The organism is Bradyrhizobium sp. SZCCHNPS1003, from assembly GCF_032381555.1.
Classification (GTDB): Bacteria; Pseudomonadota; Alphaproteobacteria; order Rhizobiales; family Xanthobacteraceae; genus Bradyrhizobium.
The window spans coordinates 613,873-633,352 of sequence record NZ_JAUHIU010000001.1 but is presented as its reverse complement, the minus strand read 5'-3'; the positions used below and the strand labels follow the sequence as shown (position 1 = coordinate 633,352).

The window sequence follows — 19,480 nt, the reverse complement described above, 5'->3', positions numbered from 1 at the left end:
TGCCGATGGAACGATAACGCGGCGCAATCCTGGCGACACGTTCGCTGCCGAATATCGCTCCCTGAACCCGCTTGACAGGAATGAACGTAGCTCCTCATTGGACGCGCACCCCGGACGGATGCCTCTCGATGTCGAAGACCAGCGCTGCGGACTACTATGCCTCGATTCCGGTGTTTCGCGGCTTTGCGCGCCTGATGGAGCCGCAGCTCTACCAGCCGGTGCCGGATGATTGGCTGATCGGCACGGCCGACATCGTCGAGTCGACCAAGGCGATCGCCGACAAGCGCTACAAGGCGGTCAACATGGCCGGGGCGGCGGTCATCGCCGCGGTCACCAATGCCTTGGAGGGGCGCGAATTCCCGTTCGTGTTCGGGGGCGATGGCGCCAGCTTCGCCGTCAGCCCGGATGACGAAGCGGCCGCGCGCGAAGCCCTTGCCGCCACCGCGACCTGGGTCAGGGAGGATCTCGCTCTCGCGATGCGCGTCGCCCTGGTGCCCGTGAGCGCGATCCGCGCGCAGGGGCTCGACGTCCGCGTGGCGCGCTACGGTCCATCGGCCAATCTGTCCTACGCGATGTTCGCGGGCGGCGGATTGGGCTGGGCCGAGGCCGCGATGAAGCGGGGCGAGTTCGCGATTCCGCCGGCGCCGTCCGGTGCGCAGCCCGACCTGTCCGGACTCTCGTGCCGCTTCGAGGAGATTCCGGCGGCGCGTGGGGTCATTCTGTCTGTGCTGGTGCTGCCGGCCCCGGGCGCGGATGCGCAGGCCTATCGCAAGGTGATCGAGGAGATCATCACCCTCACCGAGCGCAGCCCCGATGCCGGGCGGCCGGTGCCAGCCGGTGCGCCGGCGTTGCGATGGCCGCCGCAGGGATTTGGCTACGAGGTCCGCGCCGCGCGCGGACCGCTGTTTTCGCGCTGGGCCCGCGTGCTCGGACGTACGCTGTTCGTCTATGCCGTGATGCGGTTCAACATCAGCATCGGCGGCTTTGTGCCGGATCTCTACAAGCAGCAGGTGGTCGAGAATTCCGACTTCCGCAAATATGACGATGCGCTGCGCATGATCCTCGACTGCACCGACGAGCTCGCGCAGGAGCTGGAGCGCCGGCTCGGCGCGGCGGCCTCGCGCGGCATCGTCCGCTACGGGCTGCATCGGCAGGATGCCGCGATGATGACCTGCTTCACGCCGTCCGCGATCCGGCCCGATCACGTCCACTTCATCGACGGCGCACGAGGCGGCTACGCGTCGGCTGCGACCGCGTTGAAAGCCGCGGTCGCCTGAGCGCGGATCAGCGGGAGCGGGTCCAGGTCTCGCCGCCGCACAGCGATCCGACGCAGCCTTCCACCTTCAGCGTATCCGGGCCGGAAACGGAGATGTGGCTGGTGTAGCTCTGGCCGTCGTCGGCGTTGTAGATCTTGCCGGACCATTTGTTCGGCCCCTCCGAGTGAACGCCTTCGAACAGTTGCAGCCCGATGATCGGGCGGTTGGCCAGCGAGCGATTCGGATTCTTGTTGTCGACGGCCGGCTTGCCGGTGTCGGTGTCCATCGGCTCCTTCAGCCACACGACGGTGCCGCAGAGATTGGCGCCGCATTTGGCGACCTTGATCCTGGCGTCGCCCGCCTGGGTCAGCCAGGTGCCGGTCGGATCATCGGCGGCCAAAGCGGGCTGCGCCATCACGACGGTCGCCAGCGCAAGACCAGCCAAACGCAATTTCCAAATCATCTTACCCCCCGTTGAAGCCGCGTTTCCATAACAGCAAACGGCGCAGTTGCAATCGTCGAGGTGCGGTTGTCCAAGGCATGATCATCACGATCAGGTGCATTGCCGACGGGCCGTCTCAATCCGTTGTTCGATTGTCTCATGGCATGTGTCGGGAAATGGTTTTGACTGCCGCAACAAACTCCGCTGTCGTCCCGGCCCTTGAGCCGGGACCCATACCCCCAGGGAGCGGTTTGAGGCACGCCGGCCATTGGCTTTTCGCATCTCACGTCCGCCGCGGCGTATGGGTCCCGGATCGGCGCCATGCTGCGCTGGCGCGCGTCACGGCTTGTCCGGGACGACGACGGCGGGTGAGGCGGTTTCACGGTTCAAACAGCGATGGACATAGCTTTGCAGTCTCGCGGCCCTTCACGCCCGAGGTCTGCGATCATTGTGGCCCTTGCAAAAATGCAGAGGGCGCAGGGAATGCCGGGTGAAGGCCTCACCCATGGCCCGCCTGCTGAAAAAATGCAGGCGGCAGGTACCACAGGCAAAGCCGAACACTCCGGCATTCCCTGCGCGACGGTCTTCACGCTTATACGCAGTCTCCCTGGTGCGCCGGGCTTGTTGGCCACCATCCCCAGCGCCATGCGTTCGCATTGCGCCAGGTTGACACCAGCTTCGGGGTGTCAGGACGCTGCGACTTCACGTCCGCGCGCTACCGTTCGTCCGCACGCCGATAAGCATGCTGCGGCAGCAACGCGGCCATCGCATCCCCACCTCGCGTGTCGTGACGATCGCGCGCAACGCCCCTCTGCGGTGAGGCGGGATGCCGGGATACAATCATGATTTCGTAAAAAACGCAAGAAGATTATTTTTTTCGGAAGACTGCCATGTGCTCCGCTGTCGTCCCGGCCTTGAGCCGGGACCCATCCTCCGCAGCGGACATCATGGGCAAAGCGCCAATGACCAGCGTGCCTCAAACATCTCCCTGCGGGTATGGGTCCCGGATCTGCGCGCGCGTGCCGCGCGCTTGTCCGGGACGACAGGGGAGAGCGGCCTCACCACGGCAGGCCGCAGAGGTCGATGGTGCCGCGCGTCGGCGCGGTGCGCTTGACGTCGTGCACGAGCGCAGACAGCGTGTCGAAGCGGATGCGGCCCTGCTCGGGCTGCTCGGCGTAGACGTCGCCGTCGAACGGAATGAAGCCGCGTGCCGTATAGAAGGGGATGCGATCCGCCGCGCAGAACAGGACGGCGTAGTTGATCGAGTCCTCGTGCCGCAGGGTCTGGATCGCCGCGTTCAGTCCCACCGTGGCGAGACCGCGGTTGCGCATGTCGGCGCGCGTCAAAACGCCGCCGATGCCGCCGACATTGACGTTCTGACCGTTCCATTTCACGAGTCGGCGATAGATGCCGACATGGCAGAGCACCTCGCCGCTCTCGTCCTGTACCAGCACCCGCAGGTCGGCATGCGCAAATGTGATACCTGCCCACGGTAATCCGGCGACCACCTCCGGCGGCCAAACCGCGTCGTAAAGCGGCTTGACCAGCGGCCAGGCGGCGTCACCATTCAATATGTCGATCTCGATGCTCATCAAAGCGGCTCGCTTTTTCCAAATTCACGGTGTTTTACGGTGTCGGAACCTTCTATAAGAAGGTCCCGTTAAATCCCGTCTTCCACAAGTTGCGGAACCGCCCCCATGACCTTTACGCTTCCCCCCCTGCCTTACGCCTATGAAGCCCTCGGACCCTACATGTCCAAGGAGACGCTCGAGTACCATCACGACAAGCATCATCAGGCCTATGTGACCAACGGCAACAATGCGATCAAGGGGACCGAATTCGAAGGCAAGTCCCTCGAGGAGATCGTCAAGGGCTCGTTCGGCAAGAACCCCGCCGTGTTCAACAATGCCGGCCAGCATTTCAACCACATCCATTTCTGGTCCTGGATGAAGCCGAACGGCGGCGGCTCCAAGCTGCCCGGCCGGCTCGAGAAGAAGATCGACGAGGATCTCGGCGGCTTCGAGAAGTTCAAGGCCGACTTCGCCGCCGCCGGCGTCGGCCAGTTCGGCTCCGGCTGGTGCTGGCTCTCGGTCAAGAACGGCAAGCTCGAAATCTCCAAGACGCCGAACGGCGAGAACCCGCTGGTGCACGGCGCGACCCCGATCCTCGGCTGCGACGTCTGGGAACACTCCTACTACATCGACTATCGCAACCGTCGTCCCGACTATCTGAAGGCGTTCGTCGACAGCCTGATCAACTGGGATTACGTCGACGAACTCTACGGCAAGGCGATCTGATTCCTCGCATGCGAGGTGTGGGCGGCGGCTTCGGCTCGCCGCCCTTTTTCATGCCCGACGCGGTTTGATGCGGGCGATCCTTGCAAGGCGGAAGCCTCTGCGGCAAAAGTTTTGCATCTTTTGTGGCAAGGGCAGGGCATCCATTGTCGCGATGTGGTCTGCAGGTGAGGTCCCGTGAATCAGCTGGTCGGATATTTTCTCGTTTTCTTTGGCGGCGGCTGCGGCGCATCGCTGCGGCACGCGATCAACATGGCGAGCGCCAGGGCGCTCGGCACCGACTTCCCCTACGGCACCTTCATCATCAATATCACTGGCTCCACCGTGATGGGCCTGATCGCCGGCTACCTCGCCTTCAAGGGCGAAGCGACCCAGCATTGGCGGCTGTTCCTGATGACCGGCATCCTCGGCGGCTACACCACGTTCTCGGCGTTCTCGCTCGACACCGCGCTGCTGTATGAGCGCGGCGCGCTTGGGCTGGCCGCACTGTATGTGCTCGGCTCGGTCGGCATCTCCATCGCCGGCCTGTTCGGCGGTCTCGCGCTGATGCGGTATCTGAGCTGACGGATCGGCGGGCAGAGCGAGGCACGATCTCTCATCCGTCATTGCGAGCGCAGCGCGCTGCGCTCGCAATGACGGATGGGGCGAAGACCTCCGGCCTCAGAAACACCGCCCAGCCGGCCGGTGGACAGGGGTGATGTTATAATGTAACATCATGACGAAATGACGCAGCCTGCCCTCCATAGCCACGGCCATTCCCATGCCCACGGGCATGGCCACAGCCACGGTCCCGCGGCGCCGCATCCGGCGCAGCCTGCACCGTGGTCGATCCTGCGCATGCCGGTGACCACCCGGCTCGGCGCGGCGCTGGCGGCGAGCGCGGTGCTCTGGCTGATCGTCTGGCTGGCGATGCGGTGATGACGGTCATGGTCCAGCTGCAATTCCGCGACGTGACTCTGGGCTACGACCGCCACCCCGCCGTGCATCACCTCACCGGTGAGGTCGCGACGGGCGCGCTGCTCGCCGTGGTCGGTCCCAACGGCGCCGGCAAGTCGACCCTGTTCCGCGGCCTTGTCGGCCTGCTCAAGCCGCTCGCCGGTACCATCACGGCCGCCGGCCTAAAGCCGCGCGAGATCGCCTATCTGCCGCAGATTGCCGATATCGACCGCTCCTTCCCGATCTCGGTGTTCGATTTCGTCAGCACCGGACTGTGGCGCAGCACCGGCATGTTCGGCGGCATCGGCGCGGTCGCGCGCGAGAAGATCGCGCAGGCGATCGCGGCCGTCGGCCTCACCGGATTCGAGGGCCGCGGCATCGGCACGCTGTCGGGCGGCCAGATGCAGCGCATGCTGTTCGCGCGCGTGCTGCTGCAGGATGCCCGGGTGATCGTGCTCGACGAGCCGTTCAATGCGATGGATACGAAGACCTCGGCCGACCTGTTGCAACTGATCGAGCACTGGCATGGCGAGCGGCGCACCGTGCTGGCGGCGCTGCACGACATGGAGATGGTGCGCGCGCATTTCCCGCAGACCCTGCTGCTGGCGCGCGAGGCCGTGGCCTGGGGACCGACGGCGGAGGTGCTGACCGCCGACAATCTGTCGCAGGCGCGTCGGATGTGCGAGGCGTTCGACGATGCCGCCGCGCCCTGCGTGCCCGCGCAAGCCTCCAAGGCGGCATGATGCTGCGCGAGGTGCTGTTCGCTCCGTTCTCGGATTTCGAGTTCATGCGCCGCGCGCTCGCGGCGGTCATCGCGCTGTCGCTCGGCTCCGGACCGATCGGCGTCTTCCTGATGCTCAGGCGCATGAGCCTGGTCGGCGACGCCATGGCACATGCGATTCTTCCCGGCGCGGCGATCGGTTTCCTGCTGTCGGGGCTCAATTTGTTCGCGATGACGACCGGCGGCCTGATCGCCGGCTTCGCCGTGGCGCTGCTATCGGGCCTCGTGTCGCGCTCGACCGGGCTGAAGGAGGACGCGTCGCTCGCGACCTTCTATCTGGCGTCGCTCGCGATCGGCGTCACCATCGTCTCGGTCAAGGGCACCAACGTCGATCTCTTGCACGTGCTGTTCGGCAACATCCTGGCGATGGACGACCCGACCCTGCTGATGGTCGCGACCAACGCCACCATCACGCTCGTGGTGCTCGCCGTGATTTACCGCCCGCTGGTGGTGGAGAGCGTCGATCCCTTGTTCCTGCGCACCGTGAGCCGGGCCGGTGCGCCGGCGCATCTGATCTTCCTCGCCCTGATCGTCGTCAACCTCGTCAATGGCTTCCAGGCCCTCGGCACCTTGCTCGCTGTCGGCCTGATGATCCTGCCGGCGGGGATCGCCCGGTTCTGGTCGCGCGACGTCACGCCGATGATCTGCATCGCGGTCGCCTCTGCGATCGTCTCCGGCTATGTCGGGCTGGTGCTGTCGTTCCAGACCCGCATTCCCTCGGGGCCTGCGATCATCCTGGTCGCGTCCTTGCTCTATCTCACCTCGGTGCTGTTCGGACGCGTGGGCGGCGTGCTTCCGCAACTGTTTCCGGGACGCCATCTCGAAGCTTGAAGTCGATGCCCATGAAACGCCTGCTGTCCGCGCTGAGCCTGCTCTTCGGCCTTGTTCTGATTGTCCCCGCATCGGCCGAGACCCGGCTGAACGTCGTCACCAGCTTCTCGATCCTCGCCGATTTCGTCCGCCAGGTCGGCGGCGACAAGGTCAATGTCGCCTCGCTGGTCGGGCCGGACAGCGACGTGCACGTCTACACGCCGACGCCGCATGATGCGAAGGATGTCGGCGCCGCGCAGCTCCTGATCGTCAACGGCCTCGGGCTGGAGGGCTGGCTGCCACGGCTGCAGCAGGCTTCCGGCAGCAAGGCGCCGATCGTCGTCGCCACCCGGGGCATCACCCCGCGCAAGCGCGGCTCGGATGCCGATCCGCATGCCTGGCAGTCGGTCGGCAATGCCAAGGTCTATGTGAAGAACATCCGCGATGCGCTGGTCGCGGCCGACCCCGCAGACGCGGAAGTCTTCAAGGCCAATGCGGAGCGCTATCTCGGCGAGCTCGATGCACTCGACCGCGAGGTCCGCGCCGAGATCGACAAGATCCCGGCGGAGCGGCGCAAGGTGATCTCGACCCATGACGCCTTCGGTTATTTCGCCGATGCCTATGGCATCCAGTTCATCGCCCCGCTCGGCGTCTCCACCGAGACCGAGCCGTCGGCCCGCGACGTTGCCGAGATCATCCGCCAAGTGAAAAAAGCGGGGATTCCGGCCGTCTTCCTGGAGAATTTCAACGACGACCGGCTGGTCGGCCGGATCGCCGCCGAGACCGGCGCGAAGATCGGCGGGACGCTGTATTCCGACGCCCTGAGCGATGAAAAGGGCCCCGTTCCCACTTACATTGCCATGGTCAGGCACAATATAAGGGCCCTGACGAGCGCGCTGGTCCGTTAGGGTTTTCGAGCCCTCGCGGCGGTGCGCTTTTGAGCCATTTTCGACGCGATCTGAGGTTTTCGGAGTGAGCATGTCCGACGCGAGCAAGACACCAGTGACGGTCCTGACCGGCTATCTCGGGGCCGGCAAGACCACGCTTCTGAACCGCATCCTCTCGGAAGACCACGGCAAGAAATACGCCGTCATCGTCAACGAATTCGGCGAGATCGGCATCGACAACGACCTCATCGTCGGCGCCGACGAGGAAGTGTTCGAGATGAACAATGGCTGCATCTGCTGCACCGTCCGCGGCGATCTCGTGCGCATCATCTCTGGCCTGATGCGGCGCAAGGGCAAGTTCGACGCCATCATCGTCGAGACCACGGGGCTGGCCGATCCGGCGCCGGTGGCGCAGACCTTCTTCGTCGACGAGGACGTGCAGAAGAACGCGCGGCTCGATGCCGTGGTGACGGTGGCCGATGCCAAATGGCTGTCGGACCGGCTCAAGGATGCGCCGGAGGCCAAGAACCAGATCGCGTTTGCCGACGTCATCGTGCTCAACAAGACCGATCTCGTCACCAAGCCGGAGCTCGCCGAGGTCGAGGCGCGCATCCGCGCCATCAACCCCTACGCAAAGCTGCATCGCACCGAGCGCTGCCAGATCGCGATCTCGGATGTGCTGGAGCGCGGCGCGTTCGATCTCGACCGCATTCTGGAGATCGAGCCGCAATTCCTCGAAGCGGGCGACGATCACGATCATCACCACCATGATCACGACCACGGCCATGATCACCATCACCACGATCACGGCCTGAAGCACTATCACGACGAGGAGATGCAATCGCTGTCGCTGCGCTCCGACAAGCCGCTCGATCCGTCGAAGTTCATGCCGTGGCTGCAGAACCTGGTGCAGACCGAGGGCGGCAAGATCCTGCGCTCGAAGGGCATCCTGTCGTTCCAGGACGATGACGACCGCTACGTCTTCCAGGGCGTGCACATGATGCTCGAAGGCGATCATCAGCGGAGGTGGAAGCCCGACGAGGCGCGCCAGAGCCGCGTCGTCTTCATCGGCCGCGAGCTGCCGGAAGACGCCATCCGCGAAGGCTTCGAACGCTGCATCGTGACCTGATGACGTCGTTCGACCAGGGCGGCGAGGCCGCATCTATCGTGTCTGTCACCGACAAGGTGAAGCCGGTCTCGCTCGGCATGGCCGTCACGGCCGTGCACTATCTCGGCGATCGTGCCGCCTTCGTCGGCACCGAGGAGAGCGTCGCAATCGTCGACGGCGAGGGTGAGATCAGCAAGGTCGACGTCACCGGCGGCGGCATCCTGTCGGCAGTGTCGGACGGATCGCGGATCGTGATCGGCGGCGATGACGGCAAGGTTTCCTCGCTCGACAAGGCGGGCAGCGTCAGCGTGCTCGTGACCGATCCGAAGCGGCGCTGGATCGACAACGTCGCGCTTCATCCGGATGGTGCGATCGCCTGGTCGGTGGGCAAGACCGCGTTCGTGCGTCAGCCCAAGGGCGAGGAGAAGTCGCTCGAGGTGCCGTCGACCGCGGGCGGACTTGCGTTTGCGCCGAAGGGCCTGCGGCTCGCGATCGCGCACTACAACGGCGCCACCTTGTGGTTTCCCAACATGGCGGGCGAGCCGGAATTTTTAGGCTGGGCCGGCTCGCATCACGCGGTCACCTTCAGTCCCGACAACAAGTTCCTGGTCACCGCGATGCACGAGCCGGCGCTGCACGGCTGGCGGCTCGCTGATAGCAGGCACATGCGGATGACCGGCTATCCGTCGCGGGTGAAATCGATGTCCTGGGGCAGCGGCGGCCGTTTCCTGGCGACATCGGGGGCCGACATGGTCATCCTGTGGCCGTTCGTCGGCAAGGATGGTCCGATGGGCAAGGAGCCGGCGATGCTGGCGCCGATGAAGGCCAAGGTCACTGCGGTCGCCTGCCATCCCAAGCAGGACATCCTGGCCTGCGGCTACGAGGACGGCACCGTGCTGATGGTGCGGATGCAGGACGGCGCCGAGATCCTGGTGCGGCGGAACGAGACGCCGCCGATCGTGGCGCTGGGCTGGAATGCTGCGGGAACGTGGCTCGCATTCTCGGACGAAAGCGGCGAGGCGGGCCTGCTGCGGCTCTGATCCACCGGGCCATCTGATCCCCGGACATGGGGGCGCAGCTGCGGCCCGGAACCGGCCCGCCTGCCGATCGTTGTTCCGCATCTCAACCTTGGTGCGGATGACAGCCATGGCCGCGATCAACAGCAAACGGACGTTGCGCAGAGACCGGCTGCTTGCAGCCGGCCTGCTCGGCCTCGGCGCCCTCATTGCCCTGATCTCGCTGACCGAGATCAAGGCCAATCACCTCGACCAGGTTGCCCAGGCGACGCCCTCGGCCTCGCCTGAACCGTCAGCGACCCCGGCCGAGTCCAAGCCCGGCGGCACGCGCCCGACGACGCCGGCGCCAGAGCCCGCGCGCCCTGACGTGGAAGCTCAAAAGGAAGGCGCCAAGCCGGCGCTGCCGCCGGCCCCGGCCGAGAAGATCGCGCCGCCGATGGAGCGGAAGTAGCTGGAGAGGCCCAAACGCGGCCGCAAATTCCGCTGTCGTCCCGGCGAACGCCGGGACCCATAACCCCAGGACGTCGTTCGAGGCAGGCTGTTAGCTCCATCTTCCGTCTCATACCCGCCGGGGAGCATGGGTCCCGGGTCGGCGCCACGACGGCGTTGCCGTCGTGGCTTGCCCGGGACGACAGTGGAGGTTTACCGCACCAGGATGTTCCGGAACTGCCACGGATCGGACGTGTCGATGTCCTCCGGGAACAGGCCCGGGCGATCGTTCAGCGGCGTCCAGTCGGTGTAGTAGCCCTTCACCGGGCCGAGATAGGGCGACTGGATTTCGAGGCAGCGGCGGAAGTCCATCTCGTCGGCCTCGACGATGCCGGCGGTCGGGTTTTCCAGCGCCCACACCATGCCGGCGAGCACGGCGGACGAGACCTGCATGCCGGTCGCGTTCTGGTACGGCGCGATGCGGCGGGTCTCCTCGATCGAGAGCTGCGAGCCGTACCAATAGGCGTTCTTGCCGTGGCCGTAGAGCAGCACGCCGAGCTCGTCGATGCCGTCGACGATCTCGTTCTCGTCGAGGATGTGCCACTTCCCCTGCATCTTGCCGGTGGCGCCGAAGATCTCGTGCAGCGACAGCACGGCGTCATTCGCCGGGTGATAGGCGTAGTGGCAGGTCGGGCGATAGACGACCTTGTCACCGTCGCGCACGGTGTAGTAGTCGGCGATCGAGATCGACTCGTTGTGGGTCACCAGGAAGCCGTATTGCGCGCCCGGCGTCGGGCACCACGAGCGGACGCGGGTGTTGGCGCCCGGCTGCAGCAGATAGATCGCAGCGCCGCAGCCCTCGGTGTGGCCGCGGCCGTTCTCCGGCATCCATGTCTCATGCGTGCCCCAGCCGAGCTCGGCCGGCTGCATGCCCTCGGAGACGAAGCCCTCGACGGACCAGGTGTTGACGAACACGTCCATCGGCTTCGGATTCCTGGAGCGCTGCGTGTCGCGCTCGGCGATGTGGACGCCCTTGACGCCGAGCTTGTGCATCAGCTGCGCCCAGCCCTCGCGGCTCTTCGGCTCGACGATCTCGGTCTTGGTGTCCTTGGCGATGTCGAGCAGCGCCTGCTTGACGAACCAGGAGACCATGCCGGGATTGGCGCCGCAGGTGGAGACGGCGGTGGTGCCGCCCGGGCTCTTGCGGCGGGCGGCCAGCAGCGTCTCGCGCAGCGCGTAGTTGGAGCGCTGCTCGACGCCCATCTGCTTGTCGAAATAGAAGCCGGCCCACGGCTCGACGACGGTGTCGATGTAGAGCGCACCGATCTCCCGGCACATCGTCATGAGGTCGACCGAGGAGGTGTCGACCGACAGGTTGACGCAGAAGCCCTGGCCGCCGCCTTCGGTGAGCAGCGGCACCAGCAGATCGCTGTAGTTGTCGCGGGTCACGCCCTGCTGGATGAAGCGGACGCCGTGCTTCTTTGCGAGCGCGCCGTCGTCATGCGGATCGATGATGACGAAGCGGCTCTTGTCGTAGTCGAAATGGCGTTCGATCAAAGGCAGGGTGCCCTTGCCGATCGAGCCGAAGCCGATCATCACGATGGGGCCGGTGATCTTCGCGTGGATCTGCGAGCTCATGAATGGTTCTCCGCGAAAGGTGCGTGGGATGGATGGATTCAGGCGGCGCGCCGCCTTCAGACGCTGCGCCGCTTTTAGGTGCTGCGCCGCTTGGCCGTGACCTCGATCTCGACCTTCATCTCGGGCTTGAGCAGGCCTGCGACGACCACCATCGTGGCTGCCGGACGGATGTCGCCGAGCACGTCGCCGCAGACCGCGAAATGGGCATCGGCGTCGTTGACGTCGGTGAGGTAGTAGGTCGCGCGGACGATATCGGCCATCTCGAAGCCGCCCTCCTGCAGGGCGGCGGCGATGGTCTTGAAGCAGTTGCGTGACTGGCTCGTGACATCGGCCGGCATCGTCATGGTGGTGTAGTCGTAGCCGGTGGTGCCGGCGACGAAGGCGAAGTCGCCGTCGACGACGGCGCGGCTGTAGCCGAAGCTCTTCTCGAACGGTGATCCGGTAGAGATCAGACGGCGGGACATGGCGGACCTCGTGGTGGGATTTTCGGGGGTTAAAGAGCTTTTGCTGCACCTGCGCAACCCCTGGCGGGGCGGGCAGGACGCGGCCTGCCCGCATGCCTAACGCAGGCGGGTGACGTCAGGTCCGGCGGGCGGCGTGCTGCTCCAGCGCCGCACCACGATGTCGCGGACGATCATGATCCCGAGCAGGATCAGCAGGAGCGTCGGCAGCAATGTCCGCCGCCGCGGTGCGTGCCCGTCGCGGGCATTTACGCCGCGCAAGATACCAGCCGCTCCTTGCGGCTGCGGCGAGCCTTCCGCTCCCGGGCGCCGGTGGCGCGGATCGGGCCTGCGGCGCCATCGAGCGCACCCTCGACCAGCTCGAGCCCGAGCAGGCGCTCGTGCGCGAACGGGCCGGGCAGCTCCAGCTCAGCGGTCTGCGCGACCGAGAAGCCGAAGCGGGCGTAATAGGGCGCGTCGCCGAGCAGGATCACGGCGCCATGGCCGCGCGACGCCGCGATCATCAGCGCGGCGTTCATCAGCGCAGCGCCGACGCCGAGGCTGCGCGCCTCACGCGCGACCGCCAGCGGTCCCAGCATCAGCGCGTCGCGTCCGCCGGCGCTGACGTGCCACAACCGCAGCGTTCCCACCAGGGCGCCGCCGCGCACTGCCGACAAGGCGAGGCCCGCGGCGGGCGCGCGTCCGTCGCGCAGGCGCTGGCAGGTGCGCTCATGGCGATTCTCGCCAAAGCAGGCATCGAGCAGCGTCTCGCGCGCCGCGACGTCGGAGGCTCGTTCGCTGCGGATCGCGAACGAAGCGGCAGTCCGATGGGGCGCAGTGGTAACGGAGCGAAAAGCGGTCATGGCACGTCAGTCCCCGGCCTGCGCCGCGAGCCACCGCCCGCGCGCAAACACGTGATGTCAGGTTGAAGGTGACGGTCTATCGCTCCCTCCCCCGCTTGCGGGGGAGGGTCGGGGTGGGGGCAGCCCCACCCGAAGCTTCGCGTCGTCTCACCCGCAAGCGGGTGGCGAAGCAAGCCAGGTCAGATGTGATAGGTCTTCAGCGGGGGGATGCCGTTGAAGGCCACCGACGCGTAGGTCGACGTATAGGCTCCGGTCCCCTCGATCAGCACCTTGTCGCCGATCGAGAGCGTCACCGGCAGCGGATACGGCAGCTTCTCGTACATCACGTCGGCCGAATCGCAGGTCGGGCCGGCGAGCACGCACGGGGTCATCTCCGCGCCCTCATGCGGGGTGCGGATGGCGTAGCGGATCGACTCGTCCATCGTCTCGGCGAGACCGCCGAACTTGCCGATGTCGAGATAGACCCAGCGCAGCTCGTCCTCGTCGCTCTTCTTCGAGATCAGCACCACTTCTGACTCGATGATCCCGGCATTGCCGACCATGCCGCGGCCCGGCTCGATGATCGTCTCCGGGATCTGGTTGCCGAAATGCTTGCGCAGCGCACGGAAGATCGAGCGGCCGTACTGCACGACCGGCGGCACGTCCTTCAGGTACTTGGTCGGGAAGCCCCCGCCCATGTTCACCATGGTCAGGTTGATGCCGCGCTCGGCGCAGTCGCGGAACACCGTCGAGGCCATCGCCAGCGCGCGGTCCCACGCCTTCACCTTGCGCTGCTGCGAGCCGACATGGAACGAGATGCCGCACGGCTCCAGGCCGAGCCGCTTGGCCAGGTCCAGCACGTCGACCGCCATCTCCGGATCACAGCCGAACTTGCGCGACAGCGGCCACTCGGCGCCGGCGCAATCGTACAGGATGCGGCAGAACACCTTGGCGCCCGGCGCGGCGCGCGCGATCTTCTCGACCTCGGCGGCGCAGTCGACCGCGAACAGGCGGATGCCGAGCGCATAGGCGCGCGCGATGTCCCGCTCCTTCTTGATCGTGTTGCCATAGGAGATGCGGTCCGGCGTCGCACCGGCGGCCAGCGCCATCTCGATCTCGGCGACCGTCGCCGTGTCGAACGACGAGCCCAGCGAGGCGAGCAGCGACAGCACTTCCGGCGCCGGATTGGCCTTGACCGCGTAGAACACGCGGCTGTCCGGCAGCGCCCTAGCGAAGCTCATGTAGTTGTCGCGCACGATCTCGAGGTCGACGACGAGACAGGGCTCGTGGTCCAGACCTTCCTCGCGGCGGTTGCGCAGGAATTCCCGGATACGTTCGGTCATAGCACCCTCCAAACGGTCCCAGCGACGAGACCCGTTCAAAATGATCCCGACACGGGTGCCTTGGCGTTGCCGCCCGATGGAAAGGCGACAAAACCTCGAACCCGTAGCCGAATTGTGCTGCCGTGGATTGGTTGGGAATTTCCCGCCCGCACACCTGGCAATGAAGGACAAGCCTTTTCAGTAGCCCGCGCCGGCTTTGGACTGCCGGTAGAGACCAAAAAAGCCCGATCCGTCGTTGCTTTAAGTCGCGTCCCCCGTTGAGAGCGGGGTGCGCCGGTTCGCCTCCGGCTGCCAGTCACGGTTGCAAGAGATGGGGTGACCTTCAGCGGCATCTCTTGAGAGAGATGCTGGGCTCTGGAGCATGACGATCTCGATCATGGTGATCTTGATCGCAACGATCCGAGGGCCCCTCGGTTCCTCATCCCTTGGCGGCTGTCCGGCCTCTTGTCCGGATACCTACCGACTGACACACGACCACAGGCACGTGCGAAATTGGGCAGAAGCGGAAATAAGCGTTTTGAATTTCGTTCGCAAGGAATTTTTGGGCGCCGGGAAAGATTTCCCTAATCTGTGCTTACGCGACACACATGCTGCGCAGATGTCTGAACGAACGTTAAGCGAGCTTAAAGTTTCGTAACGCGTTCACCCTTGCAGGACAGTGTTTTCGCGTGACTCACGCGCGCCTGGTGAACGGCTCGATGCGCTGCGCGCCACGGATGAAGCCGATCATCACGAACACGCCGATCGCGAACAGCACGGCCTGAACGATGTGCGCGCCGCCATCGCCGAGCCCGAACAGAATCGCGAGCGCCCAGCCGCCGGCGAAGGCCGCACCGAACACTTCGGCACCGATCAGGATCGCCGCCGAGATGACGGTGATCACGGTCGGCCAGGCGATCTGGCGGCCGGCTTTGGAGGTGGTCTCTGCGTTCATGGTCCAGGGTCCTGTTGCGGGCCGCAATCTCTCCGAAAAGGCCCGGCCCTTCAAGGGGAAATGACCCAAAAAGGGCCGGCTCCGTGGTATGAGGGGCGCATCGAACTTCCGGGAGAGGACGGACCCCAGCCGATGTCAGACACCACCGCTGTGATCGACGCCCAGACCAATCCGCTGCTCGTGGCCTGGGAGACCCCGCACCAGACACCGCCGTTCGACGCGATCAGGCCCGAGCACTTCCTGCCGGCCTTCGAGCGCGCCTTCGCCGACCACGCCGCCGAAATCACCGCCATTACCCATGACCCGGCCGAGCCGGACTTCGCCAACACCATCACGGCGCTGGAGCGCTCGGGAAAGCTGCTGTCGAAGGTCGCGGCTGTCTTCTACGATCTGGTGTCGGCGCATTCGAACCCGGCGATTCTGGAGATCGACAAGGACGTGTCGCTGCGGATGGCGCGGCACTGGAACCCGATCATGATGAATGCCGTGCTGTTTGGCCGCATCGCGCTGCTCTACGACAACCGCAAGGACCTCAAGCTCACTGGTGAGGAGCAGCGGCTCCTGGAGCGCACCTACACCCGCTTCCGCCGTGCCGGCGCCGGCCTCTCGGACGATGACAAGGTACGGATGGCCGAGATCAACGAGAAGCTCGCCCAGCTCGGCACCACCTTCAGCCACCACGTGCTCGGCGACGAGCAGGACTGGTACCTCGAGCTCGGCGAGGACGACCGCGCCGGACTGTCCGAGAGCTTCGTGGCTGCTGCCAAGGCTGCGGCGGAAGAGCGCGGCATGCCCGGCAAGACGATCGTGACCCTGTCGCGCTCCTCGGTCGAGCCGTTCCTGCAGAGCTCTGCCCGCCGCGACCTGCGCGAGAAGGTGTTCAAGGCCTTCACCGCGCGCGGCGACAATGGCAACGCCAACGACAACAACGCCGTCATCGGCGAGATCCTGTCCTTGCGCGAGCAGGCCGCCAAGATCATGGGCTTTCCGAACTTCGCCGCCTATCGCCTCGAGGATTCCATGGCGAAGACGCCGGAGGCCGTGCGCGGGCTGCTGGAGCGCGTCTGGAAGCCGGCGCGCGCCAAGGCGCTGGCCGACCGCGATCAACTGCAGGAGATGATCACGGCGGAGGGCGGCAACTTCAAGCTCGCGGCCTGGGACTGGCGCTATTACGCCGAGAAGCTGCGCCAGGCGAAGGCCAACTTCGACGACGCGGCGATCAAGCCGTATCTTTCGCTCGACAACATGATCGCAGCCGCCTTCGACTGCGCCACGCGGCTGTTCGGCATCACCTTCGCCGAGCGCAAGGACATCCCGGTCTGGCATCCGGACGTCCGGGTCTGGGAGATCAAGGACGCGGGAGGCCGCCACAAGGCGCTGTTCTATGGCGACTACTTTGCCCGCTCGTCGAAGCGCTCCGGCGCCTGGATGACCTCGCTGCGCGACCAGCAGAAGCTCGACGGCGACACCGCGCCCTTGATCATCAACGTCTGCAATTTTGCGAAAGGCGCCGACGGCCAGCCGTCGCTGCTGTCGCCGGACGACGCTCGCACCTTGTTCCACGAGTTCGGCCACGGCCTGCACGGCATCCTGTCCAACGTGACCTATCCCTCGCTATCTGGCACTGCGGTTTTCACCGATTTCGTCGAGCTGCCGTCGCAGCTCTACGAGCACTGGCAGGAGCGTCCCGAGGTGCTGCAGACCTTCGCGCGCCACTACCAGACGGGCGAGCCGCTGCCGCAGGACCTGCTCGAGCGCTTCCTGGCCGCGCGCCGCTTCAACCAGGGCTTTGCCACCGTCGAGTTCGTGTCCTCGGCGCTGATCGATCTCGAATTCCACACCCAGCCGGCGGCGGCGTCGAAGGACGTGCGTGCGTTCGAGCGGGCCGAGATGGAGAAGATCGGCATGCCGCCCGAAATCGCGCTGCGCCACCGGCCGACTCAATTCGGCCATATCTTCTCGGGAGACCATTATGCGGCGGGCTATTACAGCTACATGTGGTCGGAGGTGATGGATGCGGATGCCTTCGGCGCCTTCGAGGAAGCCGGCAACATCTTCGATCCGGCGGTCGCCAAGCGGCTCCACGACAATGTCTACGCCTCGGGCGGCTCGCTCGATCCGGAAGCGGCCTACATCGCCTTCCGCGGCCGCGAGCCCGAGCCCGACGCGCTGCTGCGCCGGCGCGGTCTGCTCGACGTTGCCAAGGCGGCTTGAGGTGAAGAGGATGGCACTGGTCCGGTTCGTCTTCGCTGCGCTGACGCTCGTATTCGGCGCGAGCGCGGCGAGCGCCCACCCGCATGTCTGGGTCACCGCGAGCAGCGAGCTGCTCTATGCGGCCGATGGCTCGGTGACCGGCGTGCGCCACGCCTGGACCTTCGACGACATGTTCGCGACCTACGCGCTGCAGGGCCTCGAGACCAAGCAGAAGGGCGTCTACACCCGCGAGGAGCTGGCGCCGCTGGCGCAGACCAACGCCGAGTCGCTGAAGGAATATGCCTACTTCACCTTCCTCAAGGCCGACGGGCGCAAGCAGAAGCTCGAGGACCCCGTCGACTATTACCTCGAATACAAGGACACCAAGCTGACCCTGCACTTCACCCTGCCGCTGAAGGCGCCGGTGAAGACGAAGCAGCTCCAGGTCGAGGTCTACGATCCCAGCTATTTCATCGATTTCCAGATGGCGGAGAAGGATCCCGTCACGCTGGTCAGCGCTCCCTCGGGCTGCAAGTTCGGCCTGGTGAGACCGAGCGACGGCGGATCCGTCGCGCAGACCATGAACGAACAGACATTCCTGAGCGGCGGGGCGAACGCCAATTTCGGAATGAACTTCGCCAACAAGATCTCAGTGGAATGTCCATGACGCCTCGCCCCAGCTCCGCTCGACCGCTCCTGACCTGCGTTGCGATCCTCGCAGCACTCGTCGCCGCCGACGCCGCCTCGCATGCGCTGCTCGCCAAGCCGCCGTTCGGCGCACCGGCCGAGCCACAGGTCGGCGGCATCGTCGGCTGGCTGCTCGCCAAGCAGTCGGAGTTCTACCGCCAGATGTCGGGGGCGATCCGCTCGGCCAAGGAAGACGGCTCGGCGGTGTGGTGGCTGCTGGCGATCTCGTTTGCCTACGGCATCTTTCATGCTGCGGGCCCCGGTCACGGCAAGGCGGTCATCGCGTCCTATCTCGTCGCCAACCAGGAGACGGCCAAGCGCGGCATCGTGCTGTCGTTCGCCTCGGGCCTGATGCAGGCGCTGGTCGCGGTCGTCATCGTCGGCATCGGTGCGGTGGTGCTCAATGCCACCGCGGCCACGATGTGCAGCGCCGAAAAGGTGGTGGAGATCGCGAGCTACGGCCTGATCGCGCTGCTCGGCGCGCGCCTGGTCTGGGTCAAGGGCGCGGCGTTCCTGCGCACCTGGCAGCCGGCGGCGCCGGCACTGGCGCTGGCCGGAGCGCCAGCGGCCGCCGCGGTCCCGCCCGCTCAGGGCGACGCGCATGATCATCAGCATCGTGCGCATCATCATGACCATGATCACCATGGTCACGACCACCACGGCCACGATCATCATCACCACGATCATGCGCACGCCCATGCTGCGGCGGCGCATGGTCACGCCGCTCACGATCACGTCCACCACGATCACGTTCACGGCGATGATTGCGGTTGCGGCCATTCCCACGGGCCCGCGCCGAGCGAGCTCGCCGGTCCCGGCGGCTGGCAGCGCGGCTTTCAGGCGATCTTCGCCGCCGGCATCCGCCCGTGCTCGGGCGCGATCCTTGTTCTGGTGTTCGCCTTGGCCCAGGGCATGTTCTGGGCCGGCGTCGCCGCGACCTTCGTGATGGGCATGGGCACGGCGGTGACCGTCGCGACCATCGCGGTGCTCGCCGTCGCCGCCAAGGACGTCGCCCGCCGGCTCAGCGCCGGCCGCGAGGGCGGCGGCGCCCTGATCATGCGCGGCCTGGAATTCGGCGCCGCCGGTCTGGTGCTGCTCTTCGGCGCGGGCTTGTTGCTGGGCTACATCGCGGCGGAACGCACGACCTGCTTCTGAGCGGCGCGGGCTCCGTTCCTGGCCTCGCGTTGGTCACTGCGTGCTGGATGCCCCGCTTGCGCGAGGCATGACAGCGGTGAAGGTTGGCCGCGATCGCGCAGCAACAATTGTGTCGTCCCGGGCAAGCCACGAGCGCGCGATAGCGCGGTCGTGGCGCCGACTCGGGACCCATACCTTCCGCCGCGGGGTTTGATAGGCGATTGGAGGTAGTCCCCAGGGCAGATGAGGCCCACCTCGGCATTGTCAAAGGCCATAGAAGCCAGCGCCTGTTTGACACACGCCCCGCGCG

The 19,480-nt window shown here is 65.9% G+C and carries 20 protein-coding genes; 13 read left to right on the top strand and 7 right to left on the bottom strand.

Going from position 1 to position 19,480, the window contains the following annotated elements; all coding sequences use genetic code 11:
* The first annotated feature begins 128 nt into the window (after positions 1 to 128).
* Positions 129 to 1,277 carry a DUF3095 domain-containing protein gene (locus QX126_RS02925; protein WP_315779201.1) on the top strand — a complete coding sequence of 383 codons (1,149 nt, stop codon included), beginning with the start codon at positions 129 to 131 and terminating at the stop codon, positions 1,275 to 1,277.
* Positions 1,278 to 1,284: 7 nt separating this feature from the next.
* On the opposite strand, the gene QX126_RS02920 is transcribed toward QX126_RS02925, so the two are convergent.
* On the bottom strand, positions 1,285 to 1,719 hold the full coding sequence (locus QX126_RS02920; protein ID WP_315779200.1) for a DUF2147 domain-containing protein: 435 nt from the start codon (positions 1,717 to 1,719) through the stop codon (positions 1,285 to 1,287).
* A 1,037-nt stretch (positions 1,720 to 2,756) separates the two neighbouring features.
* On the bottom strand, positions 2,757 to 3,290 hold the full coding sequence (locus tag QX126_RS02915) for a GNAT family N-acetyltransferase (RefSeq protein WP_315736439.1): 534 nt from the start codon (positions 3,288 to 3,290) through the stop codon (positions 2,757 to 2,759).
* Between the two features lie 105 nt (positions 3,291 to 3,395).
* On the opposite strand from QX126_RS02915, the gene QX126_RS02910 reads away from it, so the two are divergent.
* The 9 genes from QX126_RS02910 (at position 3,396) to QX126_RS02870 (ending at position 9,981) form a co-directional block, all read left to right on the top strand.
* Positions 3,396 to 3,995 carry a superoxide dismutase gene (locus QX126_RS02910; RefSeq protein WP_015669496.1) on the top strand — a complete coding sequence of 200 codons (600 nt, stop codon included), beginning with the start codon at positions 3,396 to 3,398 and terminating at the stop codon, positions 3,993 to 3,995.
* 174 nt (positions 3,996 to 4,169) lie between these two features.
* Positions 4,170 to 4,556: a fluoride efflux transporter CrcB gene (gene crcB / locus QX126_RS02905; RefSeq protein WP_315736440.1), complete on the top strand. Its 387-nt coding sequence runs from the start codon at positions 4,170 to 4,172 to the stop codon at positions 4,554 to 4,556.
* A 159-nt stretch (positions 4,557 to 4,715) separates the two neighbouring features.
* On the top strand, positions 4,716 to 4,910 hold the full coding sequence (locus QX126_RS02900; protein WP_315779198.1) for a hypothetical protein: 195 nt from the start codon (positions 4,716 to 4,718) through the stop codon (positions 4,908 to 4,910).
* Positions 4,910 to 5,671: an ABC transporter ATP-binding protein gene (locus QX126_RS02895; protein ID WP_315779196.1), complete on the top strand. Its 762-nt coding sequence runs from the start codon at positions 4,910 to 4,912 to the stop codon at positions 5,669 to 5,671. Before QX126_RS02900 ends, QX126_RS02895 begins: the two co-directional genes overlap by 1 nt.
* Positions 5,668 to 6,540, top strand: a complete 873-nt coding sequence (locus QX126_RS02890) for a metal ABC transporter permease (protein ID WP_409997648.1) — start codon at positions 5,668 to 5,670, stop codon at positions 6,538 to 6,540. The genes QX126_RS02895 and QX126_RS02890 overlap by 4 nt, the downstream gene beginning before the upstream one ends.
* An 11-nt stretch (positions 6,541 to 6,551) precedes the next feature.
* On the top strand, positions 6,552 to 7,427 hold the full coding sequence (locus tag QX126_RS02885) for a metal ABC transporter substrate-binding protein (RefSeq protein WP_315779195.1): 876 nt from the start codon (positions 6,552 to 6,554) through the stop codon (positions 7,425 to 7,427).
* Between the two features lie 70 nt (positions 7,428 to 7,497).
* Complete coding sequence (locus tag QX126_RS02880; RefSeq protein WP_409999065.1) at positions 7,498 to 8,535, top strand: CobW family GTP-binding protein; 1,038 nt, start codon at positions 7,498 to 7,500, stop codon at positions 8,533 to 8,535.
* Positions 8,535 to 9,554 carry a WD40 repeat domain-containing protein gene (locus tag QX126_RS02875; protein ID WP_315779191.1) on the top strand — a complete coding sequence of 340 codons (1,020 nt, stop codon included), beginning with the start codon at positions 8,535 to 8,537 and terminating at the stop codon, positions 9,552 to 9,554. The genes QX126_RS02880 and QX126_RS02875 overlap by 1 nt, the downstream gene beginning before the upstream one ends.
* A 106-nt stretch (positions 9,555 to 9,660) precedes the next feature.
* On the top strand, positions 9,661 to 9,981 hold the full coding sequence (locus QX126_RS02870; protein WP_315779189.1) for a hypothetical protein: 321 nt from the start codon (positions 9,661 to 9,663) through the stop codon (positions 9,979 to 9,981).
* Positions 9,982 to 10,172: 191 nt separating this feature from the next.
* On the opposite strand, the gene QX126_RS02865 is transcribed toward QX126_RS02870, so the two are convergent.
* From QX126_RS02865 to QX126_RS02845, 5 genes are all read right to left on the bottom strand, one after another.
* On the bottom strand, positions 10,173 to 11,597 hold the full coding sequence (locus QX126_RS02865; RefSeq protein WP_315779188.1) for a homospermidine synthase: 1,425 nt from the start codon (positions 11,595 to 11,597) through the stop codon (positions 10,173 to 10,175).
* 74 nt (positions 11,598 to 11,671) lie between these two features.
* Positions 11,672 to 12,061 (bottom strand): RidA family protein, encoded by a 390-nt coding sequence (locus QX126_RS02860; RefSeq protein WP_315772379.1) that lies wholly within the window; start codon positions 12,059 to 12,061, stop codon positions 11,672 to 11,674.
* A gap of 245 nt (positions 12,062 to 12,306) precedes the next feature.
* Entirely contained in the window at positions 12,307 to 12,900 is a 594-nt protein-coding gene (locus QX126_RS02855; RefSeq protein WP_315779186.1) for an N-acetyltransferase, read from the bottom strand.
* Positions 12,901 to 13,079: 179 nt separating this feature from the next.
* Complete coding sequence (locus QX126_RS02850) at positions 13,080 to 14,222, bottom strand: type III PLP-dependent enzyme (RefSeq protein ID WP_315779184.1); 1,143 nt, start codon at positions 14,220 to 14,222, stop codon at positions 13,080 to 13,082.
* A gap of 673 nt (positions 14,223 to 14,895) precedes the next feature.
* A complete protein-coding gene (locus QX126_RS02845) occupies positions 14,896 to 15,156 on the bottom strand; it encodes a hypothetical protein (protein WP_315716541.1) in 261 nt (86 codons plus the stop codon).
* A gap of 132 nt (positions 15,157 to 15,288) precedes the next feature.
* Between QX126_RS02845 and QX126_RS02840 the strand changes: the two genes are divergently transcribed.
* From QX126_RS02840 to QX126_RS02830, 3 genes are read left to right on the top strand one after another with little or no spacing between them, the layout of a single operon-like run.
* Positions 15,289 to 17,370, top strand: a complete 2,082-nt coding sequence (locus QX126_RS02840) for a M3 family metallopeptidase (protein WP_315779182.1) — start codon at positions 15,289 to 15,291, stop codon at positions 17,368 to 17,370.
* Between the two features lie 10 nt (positions 17,371 to 17,380).
* The gene (locus QX126_RS02835; protein WP_315779180.1) at positions 17,381 to 18,016 is read left to right on the top strand and encodes a DUF1007 family protein; all 636 of its coding nucleotides are present in this window, start codon (positions 17,381 to 17,383) and stop codon (positions 18,014 to 18,016) included.
* A complete protein-coding gene (locus QX126_RS02830) occupies positions 18,013 to 19,191 on the top strand; it encodes a nickel/cobalt transporter (protein WP_315779179.1) in 1,179 nt (392 codons plus the stop codon). The genes QX126_RS02835 and QX126_RS02830 overlap by 4 nt, the downstream gene beginning before the upstream one ends.
* Positions 19,192 to 19,480: the final 289 nt, after the last annotated feature.